This window comes from Williamsia sp. 1138, assembly GCF_002095435.2.
Lineage (GTDB): Bacteria > Actinomycetota > Actinomycetes > Mycobacteriales > Mycobacteriaceae > Williamsia.
Map to the genome: position 1 here is coordinate 141,659 of NZ_MJEJ02000053.1, position 26,151 is coordinate 167,809.

The 26,151-nt window shown below is 66.0% G+C and carries 28 protein-coding genes and 1 tRNA gene; 15 read left to right on the plus strand and 14 right to left on the minus strand.

Going from position 1 to position 26,151, the window contains the following annotated elements:
* Positions 1–76: 76 nt before the first annotated feature.
* Positions 77–150: transfer RNA gene (locus BH683_RS25605), tRNA-Pro, on the minus strand.
* Between the two features lie 66 nt (positions 151–216).
* The gene (locus tag BH683_RS25610; protein ID WP_084839112.1) at positions 217–1,212 is read right to left on the minus strand and encodes a metallophosphoesterase; all 996 of its coding nucleotides are present in this window, start codon (positions 1,210–1,212) and stop codon (positions 217–219) included.
* A 70-nt stretch (positions 1,213–1,282) separates the two neighbouring features.
* On the opposite strand from BH683_RS25610, the gene BH683_RS25615 reads away from it, so the two are divergent.
* Entirely contained in the window at positions 1,283–1,753 is a 471-nt protein-coding gene (locus BH683_RS25615) for a GatB/YqeY domain-containing protein (protein ID WP_084839113.1), read from the plus strand.
* Positions 1,754–1,822: 69 nt separating this feature from the next.
* Here the strand turns inward: BH683_RS25615 and BH683_RS25620 are convergent, their stop codons facing one another.
* Positions 1,823–4,255 (minus strand): penicillin-binding protein, encoded by a 2,433-nt coding sequence (locus BH683_RS25620; RefSeq protein ID WP_084839114.1) that lies wholly within the window; start codon positions 4,253–4,255, stop codon positions 1,823–1,825.
* Positions 4,256–4,503: 248 nt separating this feature from the next.
* Between BH683_RS25620 and BH683_RS25625 the strand changes: the two genes are divergently transcribed.
* Positions 4,504–4,821, plus strand: a complete 318-nt coding sequence (locus BH683_RS25625; protein WP_084839115.1) for a WhiB family transcriptional regulator — start codon at positions 4,504–4,506, stop codon at positions 4,819–4,821.
* A 64-nt stretch (positions 4,822–4,885) separates the two neighbouring features.
* Here the strand turns inward: BH683_RS25625 and BH683_RS25630 are convergent, their stop codons facing one another.
* Positions 4,886–5,980 (minus strand): ArsA family ATPase, encoded by a 1,095-nt coding sequence (locus tag BH683_RS25630; RefSeq protein ID WP_084839116.1) that lies wholly within the window; start codon positions 5,978–5,980, stop codon positions 4,886–4,888.
* Positions 5,980–6,990 carry an ArsA-related P-loop ATPase gene (locus tag BH683_RS25635; RefSeq protein WP_246833594.1) on the minus strand — a complete coding sequence of 337 codons (1,011 nt, stop codon included), beginning with the start codon at positions 6,988–6,990 and terminating at the stop codon, positions 5,980–5,982. Before BH683_RS25635 ends, BH683_RS25630 begins: the two co-directional genes overlap by 1 nt.
* Positions 6,991–7,090: 100 nt before the next feature.
* Between BH683_RS25635 and BH683_RS25640 the strand changes: the two genes are divergently transcribed.
* Positions 7,091–7,255, plus strand: a complete 165-nt coding sequence (locus BH683_RS25640; RefSeq protein WP_094647762.1) for a DUF4177 domain-containing protein — start codon at positions 7,091–7,093, stop codon at positions 7,253–7,255.
* Between the two features lie 7 nt (positions 7,256–7,262).
* Positions 7,263–7,727, plus strand: a complete 465-nt coding sequence (locus BH683_RS25645; protein WP_084839118.1) for a RidA family protein — start codon at positions 7,263–7,265, stop codon at positions 7,725–7,727.
* A 78-nt stretch (positions 7,728–7,805) separates the two neighbouring features.
* Here BH683_RS25645 and hypB read toward each other — a convergent pair whose 3' ends face one another.
* Positions 7,806–8,570 carry a hydrogenase nickel incorporation protein HypB gene (hypB, locus tag BH683_RS25650; protein ID WP_084839119.1) on the minus strand — a complete coding sequence of 255 codons (765 nt, stop codon included), beginning with the start codon at positions 8,568–8,570 and terminating at the stop codon, positions 7,806–7,808.
* Positions 8,571–8,658: 88 nt separating this feature from the next.
* Here hypB and BH683_RS25655 point away from each other — a divergent pair, with 88 nt between their 5' ends.
* Positions 8,659–9,834, plus strand: a complete 1,176-nt coding sequence (locus BH683_RS25655) for a CoA transferase (RefSeq protein ID WP_084839120.1) — start codon at positions 8,659–8,661, stop codon at positions 9,832–9,834.
* Complete coding sequence (locus BH683_RS25660) at positions 9,828–11,165, plus strand: amidohydrolase family protein (RefSeq protein ID WP_084839121.1); 1,338 nt, start codon at positions 9,828–9,830, stop codon at positions 11,163–11,165. The genes BH683_RS25655 and BH683_RS25660 overlap by 7 nt, the downstream gene beginning before the upstream one ends.
* 7 nt (positions 11,166–11,172) lie before the next feature.
* Here BH683_RS25660 and BH683_RS25665 read toward each other — a convergent pair whose 3' ends face one another.
* Positions 11,173–12,144 carry an enoyl-CoA hydratase/isomerase family protein gene (locus BH683_RS25665; RefSeq protein ID WP_246833595.1) on the minus strand — a complete coding sequence of 324 codons (972 nt, stop codon included), beginning with the start codon at positions 12,142–12,144 and terminating at the stop codon, positions 11,173–11,175.
* A gap of 24 nt (positions 12,145–12,168) precedes the next feature.
* Here BH683_RS25665 and BH683_RS25670 point away from each other — a divergent pair, with 24 nt between their 5' ends.
* Complete coding sequence (locus BH683_RS25670) at positions 12,169–12,975, plus strand: MBL fold metallo-hydrolase (RefSeq protein WP_084839123.1); 807 nt, start codon at positions 12,169–12,171, stop codon at positions 12,973–12,975.
* Positions 12,976–13,061: 86 nt separating this feature from the next.
* Here the strand turns inward: BH683_RS25670 and BH683_RS25675 are convergent, their stop codons facing one another.
* Positions 13,062–13,736 (minus strand): Crp/Fnr family transcriptional regulator, encoded by a 675-nt coding sequence (locus tag BH683_RS25675; protein WP_084839124.1) that lies wholly within the window; start codon positions 13,734–13,736, stop codon positions 13,062–13,064.
* Between the two features lie 162 nt (positions 13,737–13,898).
* Positions 13,899–14,147 carry a hypothetical protein gene (locus tag BH683_RS25680; protein WP_084839125.1) on the minus strand — a complete coding sequence of 83 codons (249 nt, stop codon included), beginning with the start codon at positions 14,145–14,147 and terminating at the stop codon, positions 13,899–13,901.
* Positions 14,148–14,391: 244 nt separating this feature from the next.
* Here BH683_RS25680 and nth point away from each other — a divergent pair, with 244 nt between their 5' ends.
* From nth to BH683_RS25700, 4 genes are read left to right on the plus strand one after another with little or no spacing between them, the layout of a single operon-like run.
* On the plus strand, positions 14,392–15,072 hold the full coding sequence (gene nth / locus BH683_RS25685) for an endonuclease III (RefSeq protein ID WP_246833605.1): 681 nt from the start codon (positions 14,392–14,394) through the stop codon (positions 15,070–15,072).
* A gap of 3 nt (positions 15,073–15,075) precedes the next feature.
* Positions 15,076–15,810: a TlpA disulfide reductase family protein gene (locus BH683_RS25690; protein ID WP_246833596.1), complete on the plus strand. Its 735-nt coding sequence runs from the start codon at positions 15,076–15,078 to the stop codon at positions 15,808–15,810.
* Positions 15,807–16,544, plus strand: coding sequence for a CoA pyrophosphatase (locus BH683_RS25695; protein WP_084839126.1), 738 nt, complete (start codon positions 15,807–15,809; stop codon positions 16,542–16,544). Before BH683_RS25690 ends, BH683_RS25695 begins: the two co-directional genes overlap by 4 nt.
* On the plus strand, positions 16,541–17,737 hold the full coding sequence (locus BH683_RS25700) for a MarP family serine protease (RefSeq protein WP_084839127.1): 1,197 nt from the start codon (positions 16,541–16,543) through the stop codon (positions 17,735–17,737). Before BH683_RS25695 ends, BH683_RS25700 begins: the two co-directional genes overlap by 4 nt.
* 72 nt (positions 17,738–17,809) lie before the next feature.
* Here the strand turns inward: BH683_RS25700 and BH683_RS25705 are convergent, their stop codons facing one another.
* Positions 17,810–18,742 carry an alpha/beta hydrolase gene (locus BH683_RS25705; protein WP_084839128.1) on the minus strand — a complete coding sequence of 311 codons (933 nt, stop codon included), beginning with the start codon at positions 18,740–18,742 and terminating at the stop codon, positions 17,810–17,812.
* A gap of 4 nt (positions 18,743–18,746) precedes the next feature.
* Positions 18,747–19,265, minus strand: coding sequence for a phage holin family protein (locus BH683_RS25710; protein WP_084839129.1), 519 nt, complete (start codon positions 19,263–19,265; stop codon positions 18,747–18,749).
* A gap of 191 nt (positions 19,266–19,456) precedes the next feature.
* On the opposite strand from BH683_RS25710, the gene BH683_RS25715 reads away from it, so the two are divergent.
* Positions 19,457–19,963: an SRPBCC family protein gene (locus BH683_RS25715; RefSeq protein ID WP_084839130.1), complete on the plus strand. Its 507-nt coding sequence runs from the start codon at positions 19,457–19,459 to the stop codon at positions 19,961–19,963.
* A gap of 116 nt (positions 19,964–20,079) precedes the next feature.
* Here the strand turns inward: BH683_RS25715 and BH683_RS25720 are convergent, their stop codons facing one another.
* The gene (locus BH683_RS25720; protein ID WP_084839131.1) at positions 20,080–20,754 is read right to left on the minus strand and encodes a response regulator transcription factor; all 675 of its coding nucleotides are present in this window, start codon (positions 20,752–20,754) and stop codon (positions 20,080–20,082) included.
* The gene (locus BH683_RS25725) at positions 20,744–21,946 is read right to left on the minus strand and encodes a histidine kinase (protein ID WP_084839132.1); all 1,203 of its coding nucleotides are present in this window, start codon (positions 21,944–21,946) and stop codon (positions 20,744–20,746) included. Before BH683_RS25725 ends, BH683_RS25720 begins: the two co-directional genes overlap by 11 nt.
* A 181-nt stretch (positions 21,947–22,127) precedes the next feature.
* On the opposite strand from BH683_RS25725, the gene BH683_RS25730 reads away from it, so the two are divergent.
* On the plus strand, positions 22,128–22,316 hold the full coding sequence (locus BH683_RS25730) for a hypothetical protein (RefSeq protein WP_084839133.1): 189 nt from the start codon (positions 22,128–22,130) through the stop codon (positions 22,314–22,316).
* 71 nt (positions 22,317–22,387) lie between these two features.
* Here the strand turns inward: BH683_RS25730 and acs are convergent, their stop codons facing one another.
* Positions 22,388–24,331, minus strand: coding sequence for an acetate--CoA ligase (acs, locus tag BH683_RS25735; protein ID WP_084839134.1), 1,944 nt, complete (start codon positions 24,329–24,331; stop codon positions 22,388–22,390).
* Positions 24,332–24,473: 142 nt separating this feature from the next.
* Here acs and BH683_RS25740 point away from each other — a divergent pair, with 142 nt between their 5' ends.
* Both BH683_RS25740 and BH683_RS25745 read left to right on the plus strand, forming a co-directional pair.
* On the plus strand, positions 24,474–25,310 hold the full coding sequence (locus BH683_RS25740) for a LuxR C-terminal-related transcriptional regulator (protein WP_084839135.1): 837 nt from the start codon (positions 24,474–24,476) through the stop codon (positions 25,308–25,310).
* A gap of 39 nt (positions 25,311–25,349) precedes the next feature.
* Positions 25,350–26,102, plus strand: coding sequence for an oxidoreductase (locus tag BH683_RS25745; RefSeq protein ID WP_084839136.1), 753 nt, complete (start codon positions 25,350–25,352; stop codon positions 26,100–26,102).
* The last annotated feature ends 49 nt before the right edge of the window (positions 26,103–26,151 follow it).

Below are 26,151 nucleotides of genomic sequence, written 5' to 3' on the forward strand. Positions count from 1 at the left end.
GGATCGGGGTCTCACTGCTTGTGTCTCAACCAACACACTTGACGGTCAGATCCGGCCTTCGGCCTTCTCTTCCCAGTCGGGGTGGCGGGATTCGAACCCACGACCTCTTCGTCCCGAACGAAGCACGCTACCAAGCTGCGCCACACCCCGTGATCTATCAGCCTGGAGAAGCTTACCGCAGTCGGCGAAAGGGATTAAATCGCCTGGTCACAGACCTCAATTGGCCTCGGCATTGACTGGCGGCAGCGAGTCTTCGTGGTCGTACTCGGCGTCGCCGTTCTTCACCGGTGTCAAGGTCAGCAGAGTCGCCTCGGGTCGGCAGCAGAAGCGAGCAGGCGCGTACGGGGAGGTGCCGAGTCCGGCGCTCACGTGAAGTTTCATGGACGCACCCCACGCGGAGGGCCCCTTGACCCGCGAGCGGTCGAGCTGGCAGTTCGTCACCAGGGCCCCGAAGAACGGCAGGCACAGCTGGCCCCCATGGGTATGACCGGCCATCACGAGGTCGTATCCGTCGTCGGCGAACTTGTCGAGAACACGGGGCTCGGGGGAGTGCGTCAGTCCCAGGCGCAGATGCGCGAGCGGATTGGGACGACCCTCGATGGTCTCGTAGCGATCTCTGCCGATGTGCGGATCGTCGACGCCCGCAGCGGCCACCCGGACCCCGGCGACCTCGAGTTCACGCACCGAGTGCGTCGCGTCGAGCCACCCACGTTCGGTGAAGGCAGCCCGCAGATCCTGCCAGGGCAGTGGCTCACCGTGGGTGCGCTGGTGATTCTTCTTGAAGTACTTGAACGGGTTCTTCGGTTTCGGCCCGAAGTAGTCGTTGGAGCCGAACACGAACAGTCCGGGCACTGCCAACAGCCCGCCGAGCGCCTGGACCACCGCGGGTACGGCCTGCGGGTGAGCGAGGTTGTCGCCGGTGTTGATCACCAGGTCGGGTTGCAGGCCGGCAAGCTCCTGCACCCAGGCCTGCTTGAGCCGCTGACCGGGCATCATGTGCAGATCGCTGATGTGCAGGACACGCAGTGGGGTTGCGCCGGGTTCGAGAATCGACAGTGTCTGATGCCGCAACGCAAAGGCATTGCGTTCCACCAACGTTGCGTACGCGATGCCGGCCACACCAGCTGCCGCGACACCGGCGATTGCCTGCGATGGGGTCGGCGCCGCGATCTGCGTCGCGGCCCGAGGAGCGCTTTTCCGTGCCTGAGCCATTGCAACAGAATACGCTCGCGGCAAATAAACCGGTGCGGAGTAGGCGGTGCACCGGCGTAACTTGAGCTACATGCCAACAATCAAGGAGCAGATCCGCGCTGATCTGACGACGTCCATGAAAGCCCGGGACACCGCCGTCACCGGGACCCTGCGGATGATCCTGGCCGCCATCCAGGCCGAAGAGGTCTCCGGCAAAGAAGCGAAGGAGCTGACCGACGACGACGTGCTGAAAGTACTTGCCCGCGAGAGCAAGAAGCGCGCCGAGGCGGCGACGGTCTTCGCCGAGAACGATCGCGAGGAACTGGCGGTCAAAGAGCGCGCCGAAGGCGAGATCATCTCGCGGTATCTGCCCAGCCAGCTGAGCGATGACGAGCTCGTTGCGCTCGTCGACAAGGCCTACAAGGCGGTCGCGGAGCACACCGGTGAGGCGCCGACCATGAAACAGATGGGTCAGATCATGAATCAGGCCACCGCGCTGGCGGCCGGCGGTGCCGACGGCAAGCGACTCTCGTCAGCCGTACGCGCCAAGCTCCAGTCGTAGCCCGGTAGTGGTGGGTTATGGCGAGCCCCACCTGGGGAAATGCTCGCCAGAACCCACCAAGATCGGATATCAGGGGACGGGGATCACGATCGGCCCGACCCCGGGCACGGTGATCGTCGTCGGGGGTGACGGTGCCCTGGTCCGGGTCGGTAGCTGGGTCTGACCGGTGCTGACGTAGATGGTGACCGTGCTGCCGGGGATCGCGGTCTCCTCAGGCGCGGTGAAGACCACCGTGCCCGCGGACTGCCCGCTGTCGGTGTCAAGCCTTGCGACCTTGAATCCTTCGGCTTCGAGCCGCTTCGTCGCCTCGTCGGCGCTCATGCCTGCGACGCTCGGGACGGCCTTGCCGCCGACGCCACTGACGTAGGTCGGATCGTTCGGCGGTAGTGCTGTCGGCCCGAAGTTGTTGGCGATGGGCAGAATCGCGTTGAACCACGTCCGCGCAGGTTCGTTACCGCCGTAGAGGTTTCCGTAGCCGCACTGGGTCAGCGGGCTCGAGCAGAGCTCCGACGGCGTCGGTGAGTCATTGTAGACGTAGGTCGACGCGGCCAGGTTGTTGGTGAACCCCAGGAACGCCGACGAACGGTGCGCCTCGGTGGTGCCCGTCTTGCTGGCGAGGGGCAGGCTCCACCCGGACGAACTCGCGGCGTTGGCTGCGGTGCCCGATCCGCGATCGTCCTGGCTCAGGGCGTTTGCGAGCGTATCGGCGAGCCCTGGCTCCACGGCCTTCTCGCACTTGGGCCGCTCGAAGGCGACCTCCTGTACGGCAGGCTTGCCGTCCGGGGTGAGCACCTGGTTGCCGTAGCTGTCGCGCTTGGGCTGGGTGATCGACGCGATCGGGTTGGGCGGGCACCACACACCGTGGGAGGCGAGCGTGGCCGAGACGTTGGAGAGTTCGAGCGCATTGACCGCGGTGGGTCCGAGTGTGAACGACCCCAGATTGTTCTGCTTGAAGTAGTCCGCCAGGCTCAGATCGCCCTCACCCGAGGTGCCGGGGTTGGTGTACGAGCGCAGTCCGAGCCGGACCGCGATGTCCACGGCAGCCGAGACGCCGACGTCCTGCAGCAACTTCACGAACGCGGTGTTGGGGGACTGCGCCAGTGCCGCGGTGACCGACATCTGCGCCGGGTACTTACCGTCGTTCTTCACGCAGTAGGTGTTGGCGGGACATCCGTTGGCGCCGCCGCTGCTACCCATACCCTGCGCCTGGAAGGTCGCCGGGACCTGCAGCGACGATCCGGCACCCAGGCCTTTCTCCATGGCCGCGGCCACGGTGAAGATCTTGAAGACCGACCCCGCGCCGTCACCGACCATCGAGAACGGCTGCGGCTGAACGGTCTGGTTCGCGTTCTGGTCGAGCCCGTAGATGCGGCTGGACGCCATCGACATGATGTCGTGTGACTCGGTGCCCGGTTTGATGACGCTCATCACCGTCGCGACACCCTCGAGATTGGGATCGGTGATGTCCTGGACGCCGGTGAGCGTCGAGCGCTGCACGGTGGGGTCGAGGGTGGTGCGGATGGTGTACCCGCCGCGGGCGATGGTGTCGCGGCTGAGCCCGTTCTCGGCCAGGAACTGCAGCGCGTAGTCACAGAAGAACCCGGCGTCGTTGGCGGAGATGCAGCCGTTGGACAGCGAACCCGGGGCCGGCAGCACGCCGAGCGGGGTGTCCACCGCGGCCCGATACTCCGCGGCGCGGTTGGGGAAGTTCGCGATCATGGTCTCGAGCACCAGGTTGCGACGCTCGGTCACACCCTCTGGATTGGTGTACGGGTCGAGCGCCGAGCTCGACTGCACCATGCCGGCGAGCATCGCCGATTCCGGGATGGTCAGATCTTTGGCGGACTTGTTGAAGTAGGTCCGCGCCGCCGCCTCGATGCCGTACGCGCCGTTTCCGAACGGCACCACGTTGAGGTAGCGGGTGACGATCTCCTTCTTCGCTTCCTGCTTGGCCTGTTCGTCGGTGAGGTTCTTCTCTCGCTTGGCCTGTTCGGTCAGCGTCTCCTCGAGCGTGAGCGCCATCCGGACTTCTTTGAGCTTTCGCGCGGGAGTGGTCTCGGTGGCCGCGCGACGATCGGCGTCGGTGCGGGCCAGGACGAGCAGCTGGTAATTCTTCACATACTGCTGGTCGATGGTCGAGGCGCCCTGCTGGACTTCACCGGACGACGAGTTCTTCAGGAAGGCACGAATCGTGCCTTTCCAGTCGACGCCGTCGTGGTCGAGGAAACGTTTGTCCTCGATGGAGATGATGGCCCGGATCATCTCGGGAGAGATGTCGTTGTAGCCGACCTGCGTGCGCCTCTGGTCGTAGAGGAACGCGATGGGCTTCCCGTTGACGTCCGTCATGGTCGTCACCTCGGGAACGGTGCCCTCGAGCAGCTCGGAGGAGACGTTCTGCACGGTGTCGGCGGCGCGGTTGGAGACCAGCCCCAACCCGCCGGCGACCGGGAACAGCAATCCTGCGACCAGCACACCGGCGAGAATGCAGCAGCCGGCGAGCATGGACAGCGATTTCGACTTTGGCACGCCCGCAAGGATACGTGCCTGATGCAACTCCGCTGCGTATCGAGTTGCTCGCGTGATCAGTTTGATGTGGGGGTTTGCACGTAAGTGCCACTTTTTTCGTTTCAGGTCTTGACGATGGCTAACCGGGGTCCATAGATTGGGTTCTACTCGAATGTGACTCACGTAACATTCGGCCTCAAATGTGGCGGCAGACGTCAGTATTGTGCTTCAGACAGGGGATCGTAATGGCAAAAGCGGCAGCTGCGACCGTAGAAAACGAAGCAAGACTGGCATGGGTGGCCAGGGCACGATGCCGGGAAGTGGATCCGGACCAGCTGTTCGTGCGGGGGGCAGCGCAGCGCAAGGCGGCGACAATCTGCCGGCATTGCCCCGTTCAGCTCGAATGCGGCGCGGATGCCCTCGACAATCGTGTCGAGTTCGGAGTCTGGGGAGGGATGACCGAACGTCAGCGTCGGGCGCTGTTGCGTCAGCATCCCGAGGTCACCTCATGGAGTGACTTCTTCGAGACGCAGCGTCGGCGGCAGACCATCAGCGTCGGCTGAGACAGCACACGAAGAACCGCCCCCCGATTTTCTCGGGGGGCGGTTCTTTGCGTTCCGGGGCTGTTCAGCCCTTGCTGGTGATCTGCTCGGCCACGGCGCGCAGAGCTGTCATGTCGGCCACCTCGAACGGCAGGGACGGGACGCCGACGATCGGGACCGTCGGATGCGACGAGGTGAAGCTCTGCAACAGGTGCAGCTCACGCTTTCCGGTGGTTGCGCGCTCGGAATGGATCGTGAGCACGGCCTTCGTCAGCGGATCGTCGACCGCATTGGCGGCCGCTTCGGCAGCGCTTCCACTGATGGACGTCAGATTCGGATGGGTGCGGTTCAAGATCAGACCCGCGAGCGGCATCTTCTCCTCGGAGAGTCGGTCGACGAAGAACGCCGCCTCGCGCAGTGCATCGGGTTCGGCCGCCGAGACGACGGCGAACTGGGTGCCAGGCTGCTTCAGGAGCAAATAGGTCTTGTTCGCTCGTTCGCGGAAGCTGCCGAACATCGAATCCAGCGACTGCACGAAGACGGACACGTCCCGCAGCGTCTCGCCGCCGATGATCGTCGAGATGCCCTTCATCGCCAGCCCGACGACACCCGTGACGACCCGGCCCACGCCGCGGCCGCCGCCGACCAGCATCTTCATGAGCCGGCCCTCGAGGAACGACCCGAGTCGCTGGGGTGCGTCGAGGAAGTCGAGTGCATTGCGCGACGGCGGAGTGTCCACCACCACCAAATCCCAATCGTCCTGTGCGAGCAGCTGGCCCAGCTTCTCCATCGCCATGTACTCCTGCGTCCCGGAGAACGAGCTGGCGACCGTCTGATAGAAGGAGTTGTTCATGATGGCCTCGGCCCGATCGGGCGGCGAGTACTGCGTGACCATCTCGTCGAAGGTGCGTCGCATGTCGAGCATCATGGCGTCGAGGGTGCCGTCGCCGTCGATCTTCACCGGCTGCGGACTGTTCGTCAGTTCGCTCATCCCGAGTGACTGTGCGAGCCGTTTGGCCGGGTCGATGGTCAGCACCACCACCTTGCGGCCCCGCTCCGCGGCATAGACGGCCATCGCGGCAGCCGTGGTGGTCTTGCCGACTCCGCCCGCGCCGCAGCAGATCACGACCTTGGTGCCCTTGTCGGCAAGGATCTTGCCCATTTTCAGATCGATGGGCATCAGGCACCTGCCTTCTGGAGGGTCTCCGAGAGTTCATAGAGGCCGCCGAGGTCCACGCCGTCGTCGAAGTTCGGCAGCACCAGCTTGTCCTTGTGCATCGAGTCCAGATCGGCTCCGGCCTCGACCTGCGCCTGCACCCGGCTCGCATGCTCGATGGTCTCGGTGAGCAGTCCCTCGAAGTCGGCCTCGGTGATCGTGAGCCCCGAGGTGTCCAGGTGGCGTCGGAGCTCTGCGGCGTCGATGACCCCGTCGGCGATGTCGGCGATCGAATCGGCAGGCAGGTGCTGCGGCGAGACGCGGTTGATGATGAGCGAGCCGATGGTGAGGTCTTTGCTCTCCAGCTCGGTCACCGCCTCGATGGTCTCCTGGATCGGCATCGCCTCGAGCAGGGTCACCAGATGGACGACGGTGTCGGGCGAGTGCAGCAGTTTGACGACGCCATCACTCTGATTGCGCAGCGGACCGGTCTTCGTCAGATCCGCCATCGCCTTGGTGACATCGAGGAAGTTGCCGATCCTCCCGGTCGGCGGTGCGTCGACGACGACCGCGTCGTAGACACGCTTGCCCTTCTTGTCGACTCGGACCACGGTCTCCTTGATCTTTCCCGTCACCAGAACATCGCGAAGCCCCGGCGCGACGGTCGTGACGAAGTCGATCGCGCCGATACGGCGCATGGCGCGACCGGCGAACCCGAGGTTGTAGAACATGTCGAGGTACTCCAGCAGGGCATGCTCGATGTCGATCGCGAGCGCCGACACCTGCCCGCCACCCTCGGCCGTGGCCACCTTGGTCTCTGTCGGGGCCAGCGGGGGGACGTCGAAGATCTGCGCGATGCCCTGGCGACCCTCGCACTCGATGAGGAGGACCTTTTTTCCGTCGGCGGCGAGCGCGAGCGCCAGCGCGGCAGCGACCGTGGTTTTCCCGGTGCCGCCCTTGCCGGAAACGAAATGCAAACGTGCTTTTTTGGCTGCGTCGGGCCAGGTATAGCCCGGAGGCTCGTCGTGGGTCACACCGCTCACCATATCCACCGGATTCGACCTGTAGACCTCAGACGGCATTGTTGCTTCGGTCACCTCTGGCGTGCGGATACGTAGCGGTTAGGCTACTGACATGAGTGAGACAACCGCTTGGGAGTACGTCACCGTTCCGCTGCTTACGCACGCCACCAAACAGATCCTCGATCAGTGGGGTGCCGACGGCTGGGAGCTGGTGAGCGTACTGCCGGGCCCCACCGGCGAACAGCACGTCGCCTACCTCAAACGCGCAAAGGGCTGATCGAACCATGACGTGGTCGGAGCGACTGACCGAACTGAACATCGTGCTCCCCAAGGTGGTGGCACCGCTGGCGTCGTATGTGCCTGCCGTGCAGACCGGCAATCTGGTCTACACCTCGGGACAGCTGCCGATCCTCGGCGGCGAGCTGACGGTGCACGGCAAGGTGTCGGAGGGCGCCGAAGGTGTGGTGCGTCCTGACGAGGCCACCGAGGCTGCCCGGATCGCTGCGCTCAACGCGTTGGCCGCGATCGACGGTCTGGTCGGGATCGACTCGGTCAAGCGCATCGTCAAGGTCGTCGGCTACGTGGCGTCGGCTCCGGGTTTCACCGGTCAGCCGCAGGTCATCAATGGCGCGTCGAACCTGCTGGGTGAGATCTTCGGCGAAGCGGGCAACCACGCCCGTGCCGCCGTCGGCGTCGCCGAATTGCCGTTGGGTGCGCCGGTCGAGGTCGAACTGATCGTCGAGGTCTGATCCGACGCCCCTTCCTCCACCCGTTTTCGGGCCCTCCATCGGAACTTATCGGTGGAGGACGCAAAAACGGGTGGGGGGTCAGCGGCTGAGAAGCCCGCTGAGCCATCGGTACCACTGGTCGAGTCCCTCGCCGGTCTTGGCGCTGACCGGGATCACCCGCGCCGCCGGGTTGGTCTGCGCAATGTTGTCGAGAAAAACCTGCATCTCGACGTCGAGGTGGGGGAGCAGATCGATCTTGTTGAGCAGCACCACATGTACCCGGCCGAACATCAGCGGGTACTTCAGCGGTTTGTCCTCGCCCTCGGTCACCGAGTAGACCATCACCCGGGCGTGCTCTCCCACATCGAACTCCGCGGGACACACCAGGTTCCCGACGTTCTCGATGATCACCAGGTCCAGCTCGGGCAGGTCGAGATCCTGCAGGGCCCGATTCACCATCGGCGCATCGAGATGGCACTCGCCACCGAAACCCTGATCGGTGTTGATCAGCGAGACCTGAGCGCCCTTGTCCGCCAACCGGACTGCGTCCAGATCGGTGGCGATGTCGCCTTCGATGACTCCGACGCGCACCGACTCCCGTAAGGCATCGAGAGTCTTCGAGAGAACTGCCGTCTTGCCTGACCCGGGCGAACTCATCAGATTCACCGCCTGCACCCCCGCATCGGCGAATGCGGTGCGGTTGAGGTTGGCGCGGACATCGTTCTCGGTGAAGATGGCTTCGAGCACATCGACCCGCTCGGCGCCGGTCTCGTAACCGCTGTGGTCGCCGTGATCATGGGAATGAGCGTGCGTCGTCCCGTCGGCGTGGGTGTGCGGTTCGTCGTGACGGTGAAATCGGCCCATACCTGATGGTAAGCACTGGTTGCATAGGGTGGACCGGGATGAACATTCGAGGAGGAGCCGTGAGCCCATCGGCCCTGCGGGCTGCGCGATGACCGCGCCGACGCGGCGATGGGCTGAGAGCGGATTGGCCCACCTGACGGGGGAACCTGACGGCCCGCCCGACTTCTCGCGTTCGCGGATCCTGGAGCGTGCCGACCAGGCCGCTGCGCCGTTCGGGGTCGACGCGGCATTGCTCCTCGCAGGTCGGGCGGGATTGACCGGCACCTCGCGCGCGGGCCGGACATCGGTCGGCGGCAGCACCCGGCTGATGCGCTGCCGCGACACCTGGTGCGTGTTCACGCTCGCGCGGCCGAGCGATCTCGCCGTCATCGGCGCGTTGCTGGAGACCGGAGAAGCGATCGACGACCCGTGGCAACTGCTCGCCGACGCGGCCGCGGACCGCGAAGCAGCCGAACTCGTCGAGCGTGGACGCCTGCTGGGGATGCCGTGCGCGGTCCTGAACTCACACGGCGGAGAACCTGTTGTCTCGCAGCAGCTGTGGTCCGCCCGTGCCCCACGTCCGGTTGATCCCGGGCTCCTGGTGGTCGACCTGTCCGCGATGTGGGCGGGGCCTCTGTGTGGGCATTTGCTGCGCGCGCTCGGCGCCACCGTCATCAAGGTGGAGAGCCCCGATCGCGCTGATGGCGCCCGGTTCGGCAACGCAGACTTCTTCGAATGGATGAACGGCGGCAAGCTGCAGTTCTCGGCGCCGGTGTCGCGCGAGTCCCCGGTGCTCGCGGCGTTGCTCGATGCTGCGGACGTGGTGATCGAGGCATCGCGACCCCGCGCGCTCGAGCAGGCGGGGCTGGCCGCTGCCACCCGGGCGCCGCGGCCCGGCCGGGTCTGGGTGCGGATCACGGGTTATGGCGCCGGGCAGGACGAGCGCGACCGCGTCGCTTTCGGTGACGACGCCGCGGCGGCAGGCGGTCTGGTCGGGACCGGCACGCAGGGCCCGATCTTCTGCGGCGATGCCATCGCCGATCCGTTGACCGGACTCGAGGCCGCTCACGCCGTCCTCGAGTCGCTGGGTCGGGGCGGCGGTGAGGTGCTCGACGTCGCGATGGCAGGCGTGGCCGCGCGCTATGCAGCGATCCCACTCGCGCCGGTGGGATCGGACGCCGCGGTCAGTGCGCCGCCCGTTCCGTCGATTGTTCGGCATCCGGTGAAAACTGTTGATGCGCACTGGGTTCGGAAACTGGTCGATGAACGGTCCGGCTTGTGCTGATCATCGGGGCGAAGGCGATCACCGGCGAGACCGTATCTGTTCGTACCGAGCGCGATGCCATCCGGGACGTCGGCGCCTATCTGGAAGCCCGCAGCGGCGAAGACGTCGTCGACCTTGCGGGCGGCACCGTGATCCCCGGATTACATGATCATCATGTGCATCTGAGAGCGGCCGCCGCCGCGGCCGCGTCGGTGTCGGTCGGGCCGCCCGCAGTCGCCGACGCCGACGCGTTGCGACGCGTGCTGCGTGCCGCCGAGCCCCGGCCGGACGGCTGGATCAGGGCAGTCGGCTACCACGACAGTGTTGCGGGTGACCTCGACAGGCAGTACCTCGACGACGTGATCTCGACTGTGCCACTACGTGTTCAGCACCGTAGCGGGGCGATGTGGATAGTGAACTCGGCCGGATTGGTCGCGCTCGGCCGACCGGACCATCCGACGGGGCGCCTCTATCGGGAAGATGCGGAGATTGCTGCGTCGACGGTATCCGAACCGATCGATTTCGCGTCCGTCAGTGCCCGGCTGACGGCGTACGGGGTGGCCGGGGTGACCGAGGCAACGCCTGATCTCACAGCAACCGAGCTCGATTCGTTCGACGTAGCTGTGCGCAGCGGCCGGTTGCGACAGCGGGTGCTCGTGCTGTCGCAGGACGCGGGTCACGGGTCGTTGGATTTCGGCCCCATCAAACGCATTCTGGACGACGACACCCTCGACCTCGATGCCCTCACCGCGTGGATCGCACACTGCCACGGTGATGGCGTCGCGGTGGCGATGCACTGCGTGACGGTGGTCCAACTGGTCGTCGCGGTGGCAGCACTGCGCACGGCGGGATCCGTCGTCGGCGACCGGGTCGAGCACGCGGCAATGGTTCCCGAGGAGATGATCGACGATCTGGTGGACCTCGGGGTCACGGTGGTGACCCAACCCAACTTCGTCGCCGAACGCGGTGAGCAATACCTGCAGGACATTCCGGCCACCGACCTTCCACAACTGTGGCGGCTGGCGAGTCTTCAGCGTGCCGGGGTCGCGGTGGCCGGAGGTACCGACGCCCCCTTCGGTGGCCTCGATCCCTGGGCCTGCATGCGGGCGGCCCGCGACCGTCTCTGCGCCTCCGGGGCCGAACTGTCTTCGTCGGAACGTGTTTCGGCGCAGGCGGCGCTCGGTCTGTTCCTCGGTGAGCCCCTCGCGCCCGCCCGACCTCGGGTGCTCGCGCCGGGTGCGCGCGCGGACCTCACCCTGCTGTCCGAGCCGCCTGCCGTCGTTCTCGGCGAACTGACCGCAGAAGCGGTCGCCGGCACCGTGATCGGTGGCGTGCTGTACCCGAACGACTGACCACCGCTCAGTCCTCGATCGAATCGATCAGACCCCACTCGAGCGCGGTGCCGGTGTCGACCCGCCGCCCGCTCAGCACCAGGAAAGCGGTGCGCCAGCGCCCGATTCGGCGAGGGATGCTGACGGTGCCGCCCGCACCGGGGAGCAAACCCAACCGGAGTTCGGGTAGTCCGAACACGGTGTCGGGGTGCGCACTCACGCGGGGGCAGAAGGACGCCATCTCCAGCCCACTCCCGAGCACTGCGCCGTGCACTCGGGCCTGGAAGTTCGGTCCGAGCCGCGCTGCCACGGCGTCGAGGAGTAAGCCCGGGCTGTGACGAGTCCGGGCGAGATGAGAGTTCGCGGGATCGGTGAACGTGCCGAATTCCGTGAGATCCCCGCCGCTGCAGAACGATTTACCCTCTCCGCTGAGCGTCACCGTGTCGAGAGTGGGGTCGGCGAGTGCCACGGTCAGCGCGTCGATCAACCCTGCTCGCAACGCGTTGCTGAACGCATTGTGCCTGGCAGGCCGGTTGAAGCTGATCGCGAGCGACGAGCCGTCTCGATCGAGCAGCACCGGATCATCTTGGATGTGCATCTCACGGGGGCCCTGGCCCGCGAGCCATTCGGTGAACTCCGGTCCGGCCTGCAACGTCGAGTACGCCAGCGATTCGGTGATCAGCCCGCTCAGGGTCCCGGCGCGGGCGGAGTCGGCACGTAAGACGTCGTCGCAGACCGCCGCTGCGACCGGACGGATGCGGACGTTCTCGGTGATGGCGGCGACGGCCGAATCGATCGAATCGACCTGGACCACCCGCCGGTCCGCGGTGGGCTCTTCGCTCAGCGTGAAGGTCGCATGGTCGAGCCACGCCGCCGCCGATTCCGGTGGTGCGCCGGGGCAGAGAGCGACGACCACCCCGGGGAGCAGATCCTGAGGAATCGCTTCGAGCGCGGGGTCCGTGAGATCGACGAACATCGGTGTCGCCGGGGAGCCTGACATGCTGCTCACGCTAGCCTGAGGGGCATGAGTGCACCGCAGCATCCTGCCTATGGCGTGGTTCGACCTGTCACCGATTTTGCATCTGTGTTGCTCTGTCACAACCCGGGGATGATGACGCTCGACGGCACCAACACCTGGATTCTGCGGGCTCCGGGACAGGACGATTGCGTGGTCGTCGACCCCGGTCCCAAGGGCAAGAAAAAGCACGTCAAAGCAACTGCAGCGCAAGGAAACGTGGTCTTGGGGCTCATCACCCATCGCCACTACGACCACACGGGCGCGATCAAGTACTTCCGAGAGCAGACCGGAGCCCCGATCCGGGCGCGGGCCGAGAAGTACACCAAGGGTGCGGCGACGCTGAAGGACCGCGAGGTCATCGAAGCCGCCGGACTGCGGATCACCGTGCTGCACACGCCTGGCCATACGGGCGATTCGGTGAGCTTTCTCGTCGAACACGAGGGGCGGAAGGTGATGCTGACCGGAGATACGATCCTCGGCGGCGGGACCACCGTGCTCGATCCACAGGACGGCACACTCCGTGACTACATGAACTCGCTCAACCGGCTCATCGTGGAAGGCGACGGTGCGGCGTTGCTGCCGGGCCATGGTCCCGATCACCCGGATCTGATCCCGGTGGCCAGGTTCTACAAGAAGCACCGAGAAGATCGCATCGACCAGGTGCGCGCGGCACTCGAGGAACTCGGGGAGTCACCGGAGACGGTCAAACCGCGAAAAGTGGTCAAGAAGGTCTACGCAGATGTCGACAAGAAGCTGTGGCCCGCGGCCAAGATGTCGGTGAAGACGCAGCTGGCGTACCTGTCGGGCGAATAGCTCTCCACACAAAACCACCCGTTCTGGTCATAACCACGGGGCGCGAACCCCTGGGTTTGACCGAAACGGGTGGTTGTGTGAAAAACCTAGCGAGCTCGGCGAGCCAGACGCTCGGAGTCCGCGATCAGCACGCTCTTGCCTTCGAGCCGCAACCAGCCACGCTGGGCGAAATCGGCCAGGGCTTTGTTGACGGTTTCACGTGAAGCACCGACGAGCTGGGCGATTTCTTCCTGCGTGAGGTCGTGCGTCACGCGGAGCGCACCGGCCTCCTGCGTTCCGAACCGCTGCGCCAGCTGCAGGAGCTGCTTGGCCACACGTCCGGGAACATCGGTGAAGATCAGGTCGGCGAGGTTGTTGTTGGTGCGGCGCAGGCGACGGGCCAGCACGCGCAGCAGCTGCTCGGCGATCTCGGGGCGGTCGGCAATCCAGGACCGGAGAGCTTCACGGTCCATCGACACCGCGCGAACTTCGGTGACCGTTGTCGCCGACGAGGTGCGGGGACCGGGATCGAAGATGGACAGCTCACCGAACATGTCGGACGGACCCATGATGGTCAGCAGGTTCTCACGACCGTCAACTGACTTGCGGCCGACTTTCACCTTGCCCGACAGGATGATGTAGAGCCGATCTCCGGGCTCGCCCTCGTTGAAGATGACGTGTCCGCGTGGAAAATCAACCGGCTGAAGCTGATTGGTCAGTGCCGCGACGGCGGTGGGCTCAACTCCCTGAAATATGCCCGCCCGCGCCAGTACTTCTTCCACTTACGCCCCTTTCTAAGGGTCCAGCCAGACCGCGTTCACTCGCGGGTGTACGAACGATCAAAGTGTTGTGTTTGTCACCCGCGGCCAAGTCTACGGGTATTCATTCCGAAAGATTGTGTTTACCCCCATCGGCGCGGGAGCGGAGTTCGACAGGGGGCGGGCCTAGCTCGCGCGGATGGATTCGCCGGGTTCGATGTTCGTCGGCATCCGGCGGTCGCGGAACTCGTCGAGCGCGGCGGGGAAGCCCTGCCTGGCCAGGGTGTCCATCTGCTCCGGCTCGGCGGACTCGAGGAACTCTTCGACGTGGTCGACCCGCACGTTGAGACGTTCGAGCTGGTTCTCCACACGCTCCATCGCCAGAGCGAAGAGCATGAGAACCGCGGGGAACAGAAGTACGGCGAGTCCGTGCATGGGGAGTAGTAAACACAACCCAGGTCTCAGAAGAGACACGATCGCCTGGCCGACTGCGTCACGCCGTGCCGCGATCGAAGGCGGCTGCCTGCCGACAGTCCTGTGGATGACAGCCGATACGGCTTCCGGGTGCGGCTCGCCGTACTCTGAATTGGTGAGTTCGAAGGCAGGTGCCAGGCGCGCCAGGACTGCGGCGCAGCGCGGTGTCGAGACCCGCACCGGCCTTGTCCGTCGGGCGCGGCGGATGGACCGCACGTTGCAGACCGCATTTCCGCATGTCTACTGCGAACTCGACTTCACCAATCCGCTGGAGTTGTCGGTGGCCACGATCCTGTCGGCCCAGTGCACGGACGTGCGGGTGAACCTGACGACCCCAGCCCTGTTCCGTCGCTATCGCACCGCCGAGGACTACGCGGGCGCCGATCGCACGGAACTGGAGGAGATGATCCGGTCGACCGGCTTCTACCGGAACAAGGCCAACTCGATCATGGGTCTGGGGCAGGCGTTGGTCGAACGATTCGACGGCGAGGTCCCGAACAACCTGCGCGACCTCGTCTCGTTACCGGGCTTCGGCCGCAAGACCGCCAACGTCGTACTCGGTAACGCCTTCGGTGTGCCCGGAATCACTGTCGACACCCATTTCGGTCGGCTGGTGCAGCGATGGAAGTGGACGGACGAAACCGACCCGGTGAAGATCGAGCACGCCGTCGGCGAGCTGATCGAACGCAAGAACTGGACCGACCTCTCGCACCGGGTGATCTTCCACGGACGCCGGGTGTGTCATTCGCGAAAGCCCGCCTGCGGCGTCTGCGTGCTGGCCGCCGACTGCCCGTCGTACGGGTTGGGTCCGGTGGAGAAGTCGGAGGCGGCGAAGCTGGTGAAGGGCCCCGAGACCGACCATCTGCTGGCATTGGCGGGTTTGTAGGCCGTGCCTGATCTGGAAGAGATGAACAGACCCCGGGCGGACCCACCCGGACGCTCACGGTTTCACCTGTCGGTGTCGGCGCGGTGGACCATCGCCGTGCTCGTCGTCGTGATCGCCCTGATCGTCGCCATCTGGCCGCGGCAGGCGGACACCCCCGCACCGGCGCCGAACGGCATCTCGCAGAGCGGCAGTACTGCTGTGCCGGGCCTGCAGGCGAACGTCTCGGACGAGGACATGGCCAATGCCCGACTGCGGGCAGCCCTGGAGCCGTGTCCGGTGCCGGTCGGGCCTGCGCCGGAAGGATCGAAGCTGGCCGGGGTCACGGTGCCGTGTCTGGCCGATGGCTCGCCCGTGGATCTCGGTGCGGCGACCGCGGGGACGCCGATGCTGGTGAACATCTGGGCGCACTGGTGTGGGCCATGCCGTGCAGAACTGCCGGTGATCGATGAGTACGCCGAGCAGGTCGGCGATCGGGTGCGGGTGCTGACGGTTCAGGGCAAGGAGGGGTCGGAGAATCCGTTCCTGTCGCTGAACCTGCTCTCCGAGATCGGCGTCCGTTTGCCCACCGTCGTCGACACCGACTCGAAGATCGCGGCAGCGCTCGGGGTGCCGCGCGTCTACCCGGCGACGGTGCTCGTCCGCGCCGACGGCACGGTCGCAGCTGTATTGCCCACCGTGTTCGACTCCACCGACGAGGTGGCCGAGGTCGTCGACAAGTACCTGGGCGTCGCCGCATGACCCAGGTCCTGGTGCCGGCCACGTCGGTGCCGCCGTGGATGCGCGGGCTGATCGCCAATCTCGACGGGGTGACCCGTTCGGTCGAGGACCGCGGAGGCGTGACCGAGCGACTGATGCGGGCGATGATGCGCACTCCCCGGCCTGCCGCGGTGCTCGTGCTGTTCAGCGGCGACTGGAACGGGGACGCCACCCACCACGGCGGGCTCCCGGCAGACGCCGAGGTGTTGCTGACCCAGCGTGCCGCGACCCTGCGCAATCACAGCGGACAGGTCGCGTTCCCCGGAGGTGCCAGGGACCCGGAAGACGACTTTCCGGTGGGCACCGCGCTACGGGAGGCGGTCGAGGAGACCGGACTAGATCCGGCAGGCGTCAGCGAACTGGCCGTTCTCGACATGTTCCCCGTCCCGCCGTCGGGCTTCGAGGTGTCACCTGTGCTCGCGTACTGGCCGCAGCCGTCGGAGGTCGGCGTCGTCGATGTCGGGGAGACCGCGCGGGTGACGCGCGTGTCGGTGCGGGATCTGGTCAACCCTCACAACAGGTTCCAGGTCCAACGCACCATCGGTGGCGGCCGGGTCTATCAGGGGCCCGCGTTCGCGGTGGACAACATGCTGGTCTGGGGTTTCACGGGCGGAATGCTCGCGGCGATCATCGAAGCCGCCGGCTGGGAGATCCCCTGGGACAAATCCGACAGCCGCGACCTCGCCGGTGAACTCGAGAAGGTGGGCCAGGAGTGAGCGGCGCCGCCTGGGTCGACATCCTGGTGATCGGTATCGCGCTGCTCGCGGCCGCATCCGGATACCGGCAGGGCGCGGTGTCGTCCGCGATGGCCTTCATCGGTGTCCTGCTCGGCGCCGCTGCCGGGGTGTTGCTGGCACCGCACCTGATCCGCAACATCGAGGACCAGCGCTGGCGGCTGGTCGCCGGAGTGCTGCTGCTGGTCGCACTGGTGATCGTCGGAGAGATCTCCGGCATGGTCCTCGGCCGGGCAGCTCGCAGCGGAATCCGGACCCTGTCGGTGCGCCGCGTCGACTCCGTGGTCGGTTCGCTGCTGCAGGCCGTGGCGGTGTTGCTGGCGGCGTGGGTACTCGCCACCCCGATCAGTACGTCGGCACAGCCCGAGATCGCCAGCGCAGTCCGGGAGTCGCGGGTCATCGAGGAGATCAACTCGATAGCCCCGCAATGGATGCAGCGGCTTCCGCGCGAGTTCTGGGACATGTTCGACTCCTCCGGGCTCAAAGAGGCCATCGGACCGTTCGGGCGAACACCGATCACCAGCGTCGAGCCTCCGAACCAGGACCTGCTCGATCAGCCGATCGTCGATCAGGTGCGTCCCAGCGTCGTCAAGATCGAGGGCATCGCACCCAGTTGCAATCAGGCTCTCGAAGGCAGCGGTTTCGTCGTCTCCCCCGAACGGGTCATGACCAACGCCCACGTGGTGGCCGGGACGACCACCCTGCACGTGGTCGCCTCCGACGACCAACTCGACGCCACCGTGGTCTATTTCGACCCGGCGACCGACATCGCCGTGCTCGACGTCCCCGGGTTGCAGGCACCCGCGATGCGATTCGCCGACAAGTTGGCCAAGACCGGCGAGGACGCGGTCGCTCTCGGCTATCCCGAGGCGGGACCGTTCAACGCCAGCGCCGAGCGGATTCGTGAGGTGATCCAGCTCAGGGGGCCGGGCATCTATCCGAACACGTCCGTCACCCGCGAGGTCTACACCGTGCGCGGATCGATCCGGCAGGGCAACTCGGGCGGACCACTGATCAATTCCCGCGGCGAAGTGCTCGGTGTCGTGTTCGGTGCCGCCGAGGACCCGGCCAGCGAGACCGGATTCGTGCTCACTGCAGATCAGGTCAAGCCTGGGTTGGCCGAGTCCGAACGGCTCAGCACCGCCGTCGACACGCAGTCCTGCGTCCACTCCTGAACCGAACTTGGTGGGTTCTGGCAAGTGTTTGCCCAGGTCGGCCTCACCAAAAGGCGCCAAGATCGGGGTTGGTCAGCGGCCTGCGAACTCGATCAACTGGCGGTTGACCTCTTCGGGCGCCTCTTGGTGGGCGTAGTGGCCACTCCCGGCGATCTCCGTGAGGTCGAGGTGGGCGGCCCATTTGGCGCTCGCCGCGAGGGTCGGGCGCCGGATGTAGGTGTCGAGTTCGCCCTGGATCGCCAGCACCGGGATCTGCAGGCGTTTGTCCATCAGTTCCAGGAAGCGGCTGCCGTCCGGGCGGAACTGCGATCGGAACGCCCAGCGCCGATATTCGAGGCTGCTGTGCGCGACGCCGGCGATCTGGATCGCCGACCGGTTACGACGTGCCGTGTCGGCGAAGTCGTCGGTCATCGGCCAGCGCAGTCCGGAATTGCTGCGCATCATCTCTTCGATCATGGCGCCGTCGTCGCGGATCAGGTCGCGTTCGGCCGTCCGCGGGATCTGGGCCCGTAGAAACCCGGCCAGAAACGCCTTGCGCTGACCGGGGTCGCGCAGGCTGGCGTCCTTGAGTGCCTGGGGATGGGGCGAGGCGACGACGACCATGGACCGCACCGAACGCGGGTGCAGGGTTGCAGTCGCCCAGCAGACGAGCCCGCCGTCGGCGTGACCGACGATCATGGCGTCGGAGTGGCCCAGCGCGCGGATCAGTCCGTCGGTGTCGCCGGCGAGCGTCCAGCCGTCGTAACCGCGCGGCGGTTTGTCGCTGTCTCCGTAGCCCCGCAGGTCTACTGCGACCGCCCGGTACCCGGCGGCGGTCAGCGCCGGGAGCTGATGACGCCAACTCCACCAGAACTCACCGAAACCGTGCATGAACAGGACCAGGGGACGATCGGTACGAGGCTGATCGGCACATTCGACCGCGTGCAGTCGAACCCCGTTCGCTCGCACGTCATGATGCCGCCACGGCCCCGCGAAGCGAACGGTCGACGGGTCCGGGGATACCAATCCCTCAGCCCTTGAACGCCTTGGCGGCGCTCGACTTGCTCAGGTCGGCCGCAGGACGAACCGAATCGTCATGCCCGGACGGCAGTACCTCGGAGAGGTGTTGCACGGAGGCGATGGTCTTCTTCGGTCCGGTCATCTTCTTGAAGACTATGTACCCGACAAGGCCGGTGATGATGGCCGCGACGAGAAGGATCAGGAAGACGATGCCGAAGGCCGCCCAGCGAGGCAACCACTCGGACAGCAACTCGCCCAGGAACCAGAAGAAGAACAGGCTGGCGTAGAGCGCGACCGTGAGCGCGACGATGATCAGCCCGGAGCCGATCGCAGCCTTCTTCGCCTCGCCTGTCAGCTCCGCCTTGGCAAGCGCCAATTCGGCGCGGAACAGGGTCGACAGATGGGTGGTTGCTTCTTTGACCAGGGCCCCGACACTCGGATCGCCGCCGGGGCGCACGTTCGGGTCGGACAACGGGATCGACGAGACGTTCGGCGGAACATCTCCCGATGGGCGGTCGTCCAGCGTCACTACTACTCCTCCATCCTCGGACACGACATCCGAGACCACCCGGACGTTCGTCTTTCGCAGCGCCGGGGTTTGTAGGCCTTATGTTGCCATGCCAGGATTGATTGCAGGCTCATCGGACCTTTTACGCGGGTAGGCGGACTGAAAAGCAGGTGGTCGCCGGCGTGAGAGCACATGTCACACGAAAGGCGACAATGCCCACGTACGCGCTCGAATCCTTCGATCTGGACTTTTTCGACACGGCACCCGTCACGCACAAGTTCTCGGTGAACCTCCCGGTGTCACCGGAACGCGCATGGGCGGAACTGACCAGGCAGAACACCCTGGATTGGTGCCGCCTGATCAAGGCGATCAACTTCACCTCACCGGCACCCTACGGTGTCGGGACCACCCGTTCGGCGCAGCTCGCGCCCGGTTATGCGCGGCTGTCGGAACGATTCTTCTGCTGGGACGAGGATCCCCAGGCCCAGCGGTACCGCAATGCCTTCTACGTCGAGCAGGCCAACGTTCCCGGTCTGCGCAGGTTCGGCGAGCTGAGCGAGATCGAACCCGCAGAACGCGGTTGCAGGTTCACCTGGTCTTTTGCCATCGAGCTCGGTGGGCCGTTGGCTCGGACGTCGAAGTTTGCGCTGCCCGTCTCGGCCAAGGCGTTCGGGACGCTCGAGACGGACACCGTGAAGTACTTCGCGAACCTTCGCTGAAACTGCAGTAGTCCGGCGGTATTTTGCCCTGGGATCGTCCACCTGAGCGGTGTCCGAGGGAATAGTTCCCTCGGGGACCACTCAGATGGACGATCCCAGGGGCGTTCCGCAGCCGTTCAGCGCGTTCGGGGGCTGACCACGCCGTGGTCGAAGGCGTAGACAACCGCAGCGGCACGGTCGCGAACACCGAGTTTGTGGAAGATGTTCCCGATGTGGCTCTTGACCGTCACCACCGAGATCACCAGTTCCACCGCGATCTCGTCGTTGGACAGACCTCGACCGACCAGCCCGAGCACCACCCGCTCGCGCGAGGTCAGTCGATCGAGTGAGGTGCCGTCTTTCGTCGGCCCCGGAGCCGTTCGATAGGTGTCCAGCACGCGCGCAGTGATCGCCGGGTCGAGTACCGCCTCACCCGCGGCGACGATGCGGACCGCGCGAATCAGTTCTTCGGCGGGCGAATCTTTCAGGACGAATCCGGCGGCCCCGGCGCGTAGCGCCTCAGACAGCAGTTGCTCGTCCCGAAATGTGGTCAGCACCAGTACTGGCGGGGGATCGTCGGTCGCCGCGAGATGTCGGGTGGCGACCATGCCGCTGACCCGTTTCATACGGAGGTCCATGACCACCACGTCAGGCCTGGCCTCAGCCACGGCTCCGACGACCTCGTCGCCGTCGGAACACTCGGCGACGACTTCGAAACCGTCTTTGCGCCGCAGGATCCGGCGCAATCCTGAGCGGACCAGCTCTTGGTAATCGACCAGCAGCACGCGGATCTTCGGGTCGTCATCCGACATCGGGTACCACCGTTGCCGTCAACTCCGCGGGCAATTGGTTCTCGCTGGAGGCGGGCAAGACCGCAGTGACCTCCCACGCGTCAGCTACCGGCTCGGACCGGAAACTGCCGCCGAGTACTGCTGCCCGAGAACGCATTCCGTCGATACCGGATCCACCAGGCCTGAGTTGGGCCTCAGGGTCGATCTCATTGCGAACGTGTATGTGCAGCGTCCCGTCAGCATCGGCCCGGACGGTCAGGTCGACCGGCGCGCCCGGTGCATGTTTGGAGGCGTTGGTCAGCGACTCCTGCACGATGCGGAACGCCGCGAGATCGGTTGCGCTCGTTCGAGGCACGCCGGCTGTGGAGTTGCGGTGGTGGATGGTCTGTCCGGCCCGCCGAAACGACGACACCAGCTCGTCGAGATCGTCCAGACCCGGCGGTGGCCCGGTCGGTTCGGCGTCGGTGCGTAGTAGTTCGATGGTCTGCCGGATGTCCGCCATGGCCGCACGGCCCTGCGTCTCCGCGTCGCGGAGGGCCTCGACGGCGTCGTCGATGTCGCCGTCCTCTTCGAGCGCCCGGCGCGCTCCGGTGACGTTGAGCAGCACGATGCTCAACGAGTGGGCAACCACATCGTGGACTTCACTCGCGATCGCGGCGCGATCCAGACGTAACCGGACGGCGCGCGCCTGCCGCTCCCTGAGCAGCAACGCCAATTGCGCCTGCAGCAAATGTCCCAGTGCCGCACCGAAACACAGCATCGCGGCGATCATCCAGCCCTGCTGGACAACCCCGGTTGCCCCACCGACGAGCAGGGTGCCGTAACTCAGTGTCATGTTGAAAACGGTCTGCTTCCACGTGCTGATCGCGGCACCGGTGGTGACGGCCAGGACTAGTAACAACGTGGCGGAGTCCGTGTCTATGGGTATGAGCCAGAACAACGCCACCGAGATGACCGTCGCCACGACGAGCAGCGGGGTCAGCACGATGCGCTTCTTCAGAAACAGGCACGCCGGATGGGGCGCGATCGCGACGACGACCGCGAGTGTGAGGTACAGCCACTGCACTCCGTGGAGACCGCCGAGGATTCGCTGCGTGGTCGCGACCAGTACGGTGGCGACAATCGCCACGTCGGCGATTGCCATGTAGTACCACGGGTACTGGTACCCCAACAGCGCAAAGGCGCGCGCATAGCGTGCAGTCAACCACCGCATCGGTCGATCGTATCGGCAGGTGGCCGGAAAAACCTCCGCCCTGGGGAGGAACCTCGGCCCGCCTCAGGGCGGGCAACAAAACCGTCCCCGGGGTGGCTGACCAGCGTCTTCCATCGCAATAGCGTTGTTCTCACCCGATCGGCGCCCCAGACGGAGCTGCCGGAGAGCAAGGAGAGCGGCGATGTTCTGGATGCTGATAGGTGTGAGCGCGGTGGCGGCGATGGTGTGGCTTTCGAACAGCGGGAGTGGACTCGACTACCGGGCGCGGGAGATCAGGGCGTCGATGGCGCGGCGGGACGCTCAAGACAATGCCCAGCTGCGCCGAATCCGCTGGGCCCGCAGGCGGCAGAGTTTGCTCCACCTACAGTGATCCGCTCCGCTTCCAGAGTGCTGGAAGCGGAGCGGATTCACGGAACCGGAGCAGATCCGGTGGTGGGTCGATCAGCCCTTGCGCTGCTGGCGGATCGCGTCGAAGACCGAAGGGTCGACCAGGGTCGAGGTGTCACCGAGTTCGCGACCTTCGGCGACGTCCTTGAGCAGTCGACGCATGATCTTGCCGGACCGCGTCTTCGGCAGCTCGGGGACGATGTAGATCTCCCGGGGCTTCGCGATCGGGGAGATGTCCTTCGACACATGATCTTTCAGCTCCTTGATGAGCTGATCGCCGGTGTCCTCGCGACCCTGACGCAGGATCACGAAGGCCACGATGCCCTGGCCCGTGGTGGCGTCGGTGGCACCGATCACCGCCGACTCGGCAACGCTGGGATGCCCCACGAGCGCCGACTCGACCTCCGAGGTGGAGATCCGGTGACCCGAGACGTTCATGACGTCGTCGATGCGACCGAGGACCCACAGCGCGTGGTCGTCGTCGTAGCGGGCGCCGTCACCGGCGAAATACCAGCCCTGTTCGGCGAAGCGCGACCAGTACGTGTCCTTGAACCGCTCCTCGTCGCCCCAGATCCCGCGCAACATCGACGGCCACGGCTTGTCCAGCACGAGGAACCCCTGCTCGCCGGCGCCGACGGACTCGCCCTTCTCGTTGACGATGTTGGCGCTGATGCCCGGCAGGGTCGCCATCGCGGAACCCGGCTTGGTGGCGGTGATGCCGGGCAGCGGCGAGATCATGATCGCGCCGGTCTCGGTCTGCCACCAGGTGTCGACGATCGGGCAGTTCTCGCCGCCGATGACCTCGTGGTACCAGCGCCAGGCCTCCGGGTTGATCGGCTCTCCGACGCTGCCGAGCAGGCGCAGCGAGGTCAGGTCGTGGGCATCGGGGATCTCGCGCCCCCACTTCATGAAGGTCCGGATCAGGGTCGGCGCGATGTAATAGATGCTGACCTTGTACTTCTCGATGACCTCGAAGTGGCGATGTTCGTTGGGGGAGTTGGGTGTTCCCTCGTAGACCACCTCGGTGGCGCCGTTCGACAAGGGTCCGTACACGAGGTAGCTGTGCCCGGTGACCCAGCCGATGTCGGCGCCGCACCAGAAGACGTCCTTGCCCGGCTTGTGGTCGAAGACGTTGTGGAAGGTGTAACTGACCTGGGTCAGGTAGCCGCCGGAGCTGTGGACGATGCCCTTGGGCTTGCCCGTTGTCCCCGAGGTGTAGAGCAGGAACAGCGGGTGCTCGGCGTCGAAGGCCTCCGGCTCGTGCTTGGTGTCGGCCTTGGCGACCGTCTCGTGCCACCAGAGGTCGCGACCCTCGACCCAGTCGATGTCGGAGTCGGTGCGGTTGACGACCAGGACGTGTTCGATCGACTTGGCGGCGTCGTCTCCGGTGCCGAGGGCCTCGTCCACACCGGCCTTGAGTGGTGCGGGCTTGCCGCGCCGGTACTGGCCGTCGGTGGTGACCACGAGTTTCGCTTCGGCGTCGTCGACCCGCGACCGCAGCGCAGCGGCCGAGAAGCCCGCGAACACCACGGAGTGGGTGAGGCCTAGGCGCGCGCAGGCGAGCATCGTGACGATCGCCTCGGGGACCATCGGCATGTAGATGGCGACACGATCACCGGAGACCAGGCCGATCTCGGTGAAGTAGTTCGCCGCCTGTGAGACCTCTGCGAGCAGGTCGCTGTAGGTGACGTCGCGGCTGTCGCCGGGTTCGCCGACCCAGTGGATCGCGACGCGGTCGCCGTTGCCTTCTTCGACGTGGCGGTCGACGCAGTTGTAGGCGACGTTGAGCTTGCCGCCGACGAACCACTTGGCGAACGGGGCGTTCGACCAGTCGAGGACGTCGCCGAAGTCGGTGTCCCAGTGTAGGCGGCGGGCCTGCTCGGCCCAGAACGCCAACCGGTCGGCCTCGGCGGCCTGCTCCAGTTCGGGTCCGGCGTTCGCCTGCTCCACGAATGCGGTCGGCGGGGCGTACGTCACGGGTGCGGTGCCATCACTCATCGGTTCCCTTTCAGCTTCTCGGCCGCCCGGAATCGGTGTCGATCGAGCCGGCCTGTGGCCCATGTCAGGGGTCACTGTGTTGTGCACCACATGATGTCTGCGGCATCATCTACTGCAATAGCCCCGAAAGTGGATAGTGCTGATGAGTGTCGACAACATCGTGCTCCGCCCCAGCGATCGCGAGCTGGTGCGGGCCACGAGTGCGCGCTTGAGACGTGCCACCGGCATACCGGTCGTCTTCGGAGGTCTGCGGGATCAGGGCGCGATCGCGGTGACCGAATCGGTGGGGCACCAGACAGCGGCCCTGCGCACGATCACGGTGACCCCGCAGCGCGGCCTCGGTGGTTTGATCTGGCTGAACAAGCGCACCACGCTCATCCGGGATTACGGTTCGGCCAGCGAGATCACCCACGACTTCGACGACCAGATCCTCGGAGAAGGCATCACAGACCTCGCGGCGGCGCCGATCGTCGTCGATGGCTCGGTGCGCGGACTGATCTACGCGGGCTGGCGCGGAGGCGGGCACCTCGGGGAGGAGGCGGTCGCGGCGCTGTCCGTGGAAGCCGGCCGGGTCGCCACCGAACTGCGGACCCGAGATGAGGTTGACCGGCGCCTCGGAGCCATCGCTGCGGTGCAGCAATCTCAGGTCCAGACCGTCGAGTGGCTGGACGAGATCCGCGACATCGCGGCGGTCTCCGGAGACGACGAGACCCGGCGCCGGCTGCTCGACCTCGTCGATCAGATCGGTGGCGCGCGTTCGTCGGGTGAACCCTCGGTCCCTCTCACGCCCCGCCAACTCGAGGTGTTGTCGCTGGTCGCGATGGGTTTCGGTAACCGGGTGGTGGCGGATCGGCTCGGTTTGACCGTCGACACCGTGAAGACCTACCTCCGTGCCGCAATGGTTCGGCTCGGGGCCCACAACCGGCATGAGGCCGTGGTCAAGGCCCGTGCCGCGGGACACGTTCTCGATCTGCTCTGACTCCGGTGGGTAGGCCTGCGCGAAGTACTGTGACTTCTCATGACTGATCCTTTGGCTCCGCTGATCGAGATGCCCGGCGTGCTCGAGGCGGCAGACCGGGCGCGCGACGCGCTCGCGGCAGCCCACCGGCACCCCGCGAATCTCCGGGGCTGGGACAAGACTGCGACAGAAGCATCCTGGCGAGCGGGTCGGTCGTCGGCCGCCATCGACGGTGGCAGCATCGAGCTGGTTCGCGACGGAGACTTCGACGAGCCCGTGCTGTCCGGGGCGATGCGAGTGGCGCAGGCGCTCGACGGTGACTCGTTACCGCAGATGCTGGCCGTGTGGACCAGGGCGCCCCTGCAGGCGCTGGCCAGGTTGCATGTTCTCGCCGCCAACGAACTGACAGATGATCCAGAGCTGCTGGGACGACCCCGCGCCGATCGTGAGCTGGACCAGCGGCTGGCCTTGCTCGCGCAACTGGTCACCGGCGCCACCAAGGCACCGGCGCCGGTGCTCGCCGCGGTGGTTCATGCGGAACTGCTCGCGCTCGAACCCTTCGTCTACGCGAACGGCGTGGTGGCCCGGGCCGCCTCGCGGCTGGTGTGTGCGAGCACCGGGCTCGATCCGCACAACCTCGGGGTGCCGGAGGTGACCTGGTTCAAACGGGTACAGGAGTACCGCGCGCTGTCGGCGGCTTTCGGAGCCGGCGATCCGGAGGGTATCCGCGGATGGCTGGTGCTGAGTAGTGAGGCTTTGGAGACCGGGGCGGCCGAGGCGAGATCCATCGCCGACGCCGCGCGCGCTCAGTAGCGCTCGGTCGATACTCGTTGGGGGAGAGTGCAATCGGGGGTGGACAACG

What these genes read in the sequence shown, in the direction of transcription:
- BH683_RS25610 (WP_084839112.1), bottom strand. Translation starts at nt 1,212, where the DNA reads ATGGCTCAGGCACGGAAAAGCGCTCCTCGGGCCGCGACGCAGATCGCG.
- BH683_RS25615 (WP_084839113.1), top strand. Translation starts at nt 1,283, where the DNA reads ATGCCAACAATCAAGGAGCAGATCCGCGCTGATCTGACGACGTCCATG.
- BH683_RS25620 (WP_084839114.1), bottom strand. Translation starts at nt 4,255, where the DNA reads ATGCTCGCCGGCTGCTGCATTCTCGCCGGTGTGCTGGTCGCAGGATTG.
- BH683_RS25625 (WP_084839115.1), top strand. Translation starts at nt 4,504, where the DNA reads ATGGCAAAAGCGGCAGCTGCGACCGTAGAAAACGAAGCAAGACTGGCA.
- BH683_RS25630 (WP_084839116.1), bottom strand. Translation starts at nt 5,980, where the DNA reads ATGCCCATCGATCTGAAAATGGGCAAGATCCTTGCCGACAAGGGCACC.
- BH683_RS25640 (WP_094647762.1), top strand. Translation starts at nt 7,091, where the DNA reads ATGAGTGAGACAACCGCTTGGGAGTACGTCACCGTTCCGCTGCTTACG.
- BH683_RS25645 (WP_084839118.1), top strand. Translation starts at nt 7,263, where the DNA reads ATGACGTGGTCGGAGCGACTGACCGAACTGAACATCGTGCTCCCCAAG.
- hypB (WP_084839119.1), bottom strand. Translation starts at nt 8,570, where the DNA reads ATGGGCCGATTTCACCGTCACGACGAACCGCACACCCACGCCGACGGG.
- BH683_RS25655 (WP_084839120.1), top strand. Translation starts at nt 8,659, where the DNA reads ATGACCGCGCCGACGCGGCGATGGGCTGAGAGCGGATTGGCCCACCTG.
- BH683_RS25665 (WP_246833595.1), bottom strand. Translation starts at nt 12,144, where the DNA reads ATGTCAGGCTCCCCGGCGACACCGATGTTCGTCGATCTCACGGACCCC.
- BH683_RS25670 (WP_084839123.1), top strand. Translation starts at nt 12,169, where the DNA reads ATGAGTGCACCGCAGCATCCTGCCTATGGCGTGGTTCGACCTGTCACC.
- BH683_RS25680 (WP_084839125.1), bottom strand. Translation starts at nt 14,147, where the DNA reads ATGCACGGACTCGCCGTACTTCTGTTCCCCGCGGTTCTCATGCTCTTC.
- nth (WP_246833605.1), top strand. Translation starts at nt 14,392, where the DNA reads ATGGACCGCACGTTGCAGACCGCATTTCCGCATGTCTACTGCGAACTC.
- BH683_RS25695 (WP_084839126.1), top strand. Translation starts at nt 15,807, where the DNA reads ATGACCCAGGTCCTGGTGCCGGCCACGTCGGTGCCGCCGTGGATGCGC.
- BH683_RS25715 (WP_084839130.1), top strand. Translation starts at nt 19,457, where the DNA reads ATGCCCACGTACGCGCTCGAATCCTTCGATCTGGACTTTTTCGACACG.
- BH683_RS25720 (WP_084839131.1), bottom strand. Translation starts at nt 20,754, where the DNA reads ATGTCGGATGACGACCCGAAGATCCGCGTGCTGCTGGTCGATTACCAA.
- BH683_RS25725 (WP_084839132.1), bottom strand. Translation starts at nt 21,946, where the DNA reads ATGCGGTGGTTGACTGCACGCTATGCGCGCGCCTTTGCGCTGTTGGGG.
- BH683_RS25730 (WP_084839133.1), top strand. Translation starts at nt 22,128, where the DNA reads ATGTTCTGGATGCTGATAGGTGTGAGCGCGGTGGCGGCGATGGTGTGG.
- acs (WP_084839134.1), bottom strand. Translation starts at nt 24,331, where the DNA reads ATGAGTGATGGCACCGCACCCGTGACGTACGCCCCGCCGACCGCATTC.
- BH683_RS25740 (WP_084839135.1), top strand. Translation starts at nt 24,474, where the DNA reads ATGAGTGTCGACAACATCGTGCTCCGCCCCAGCGATCGCGAGCTGGTG.
- BH683_RS25745 (WP_084839136.1), top strand. Translation starts at nt 25,350, where the DNA reads ATGACTGATCCTTTGGCTCCGCTGATCGAGATGCCCGGCGTGCTCGAG.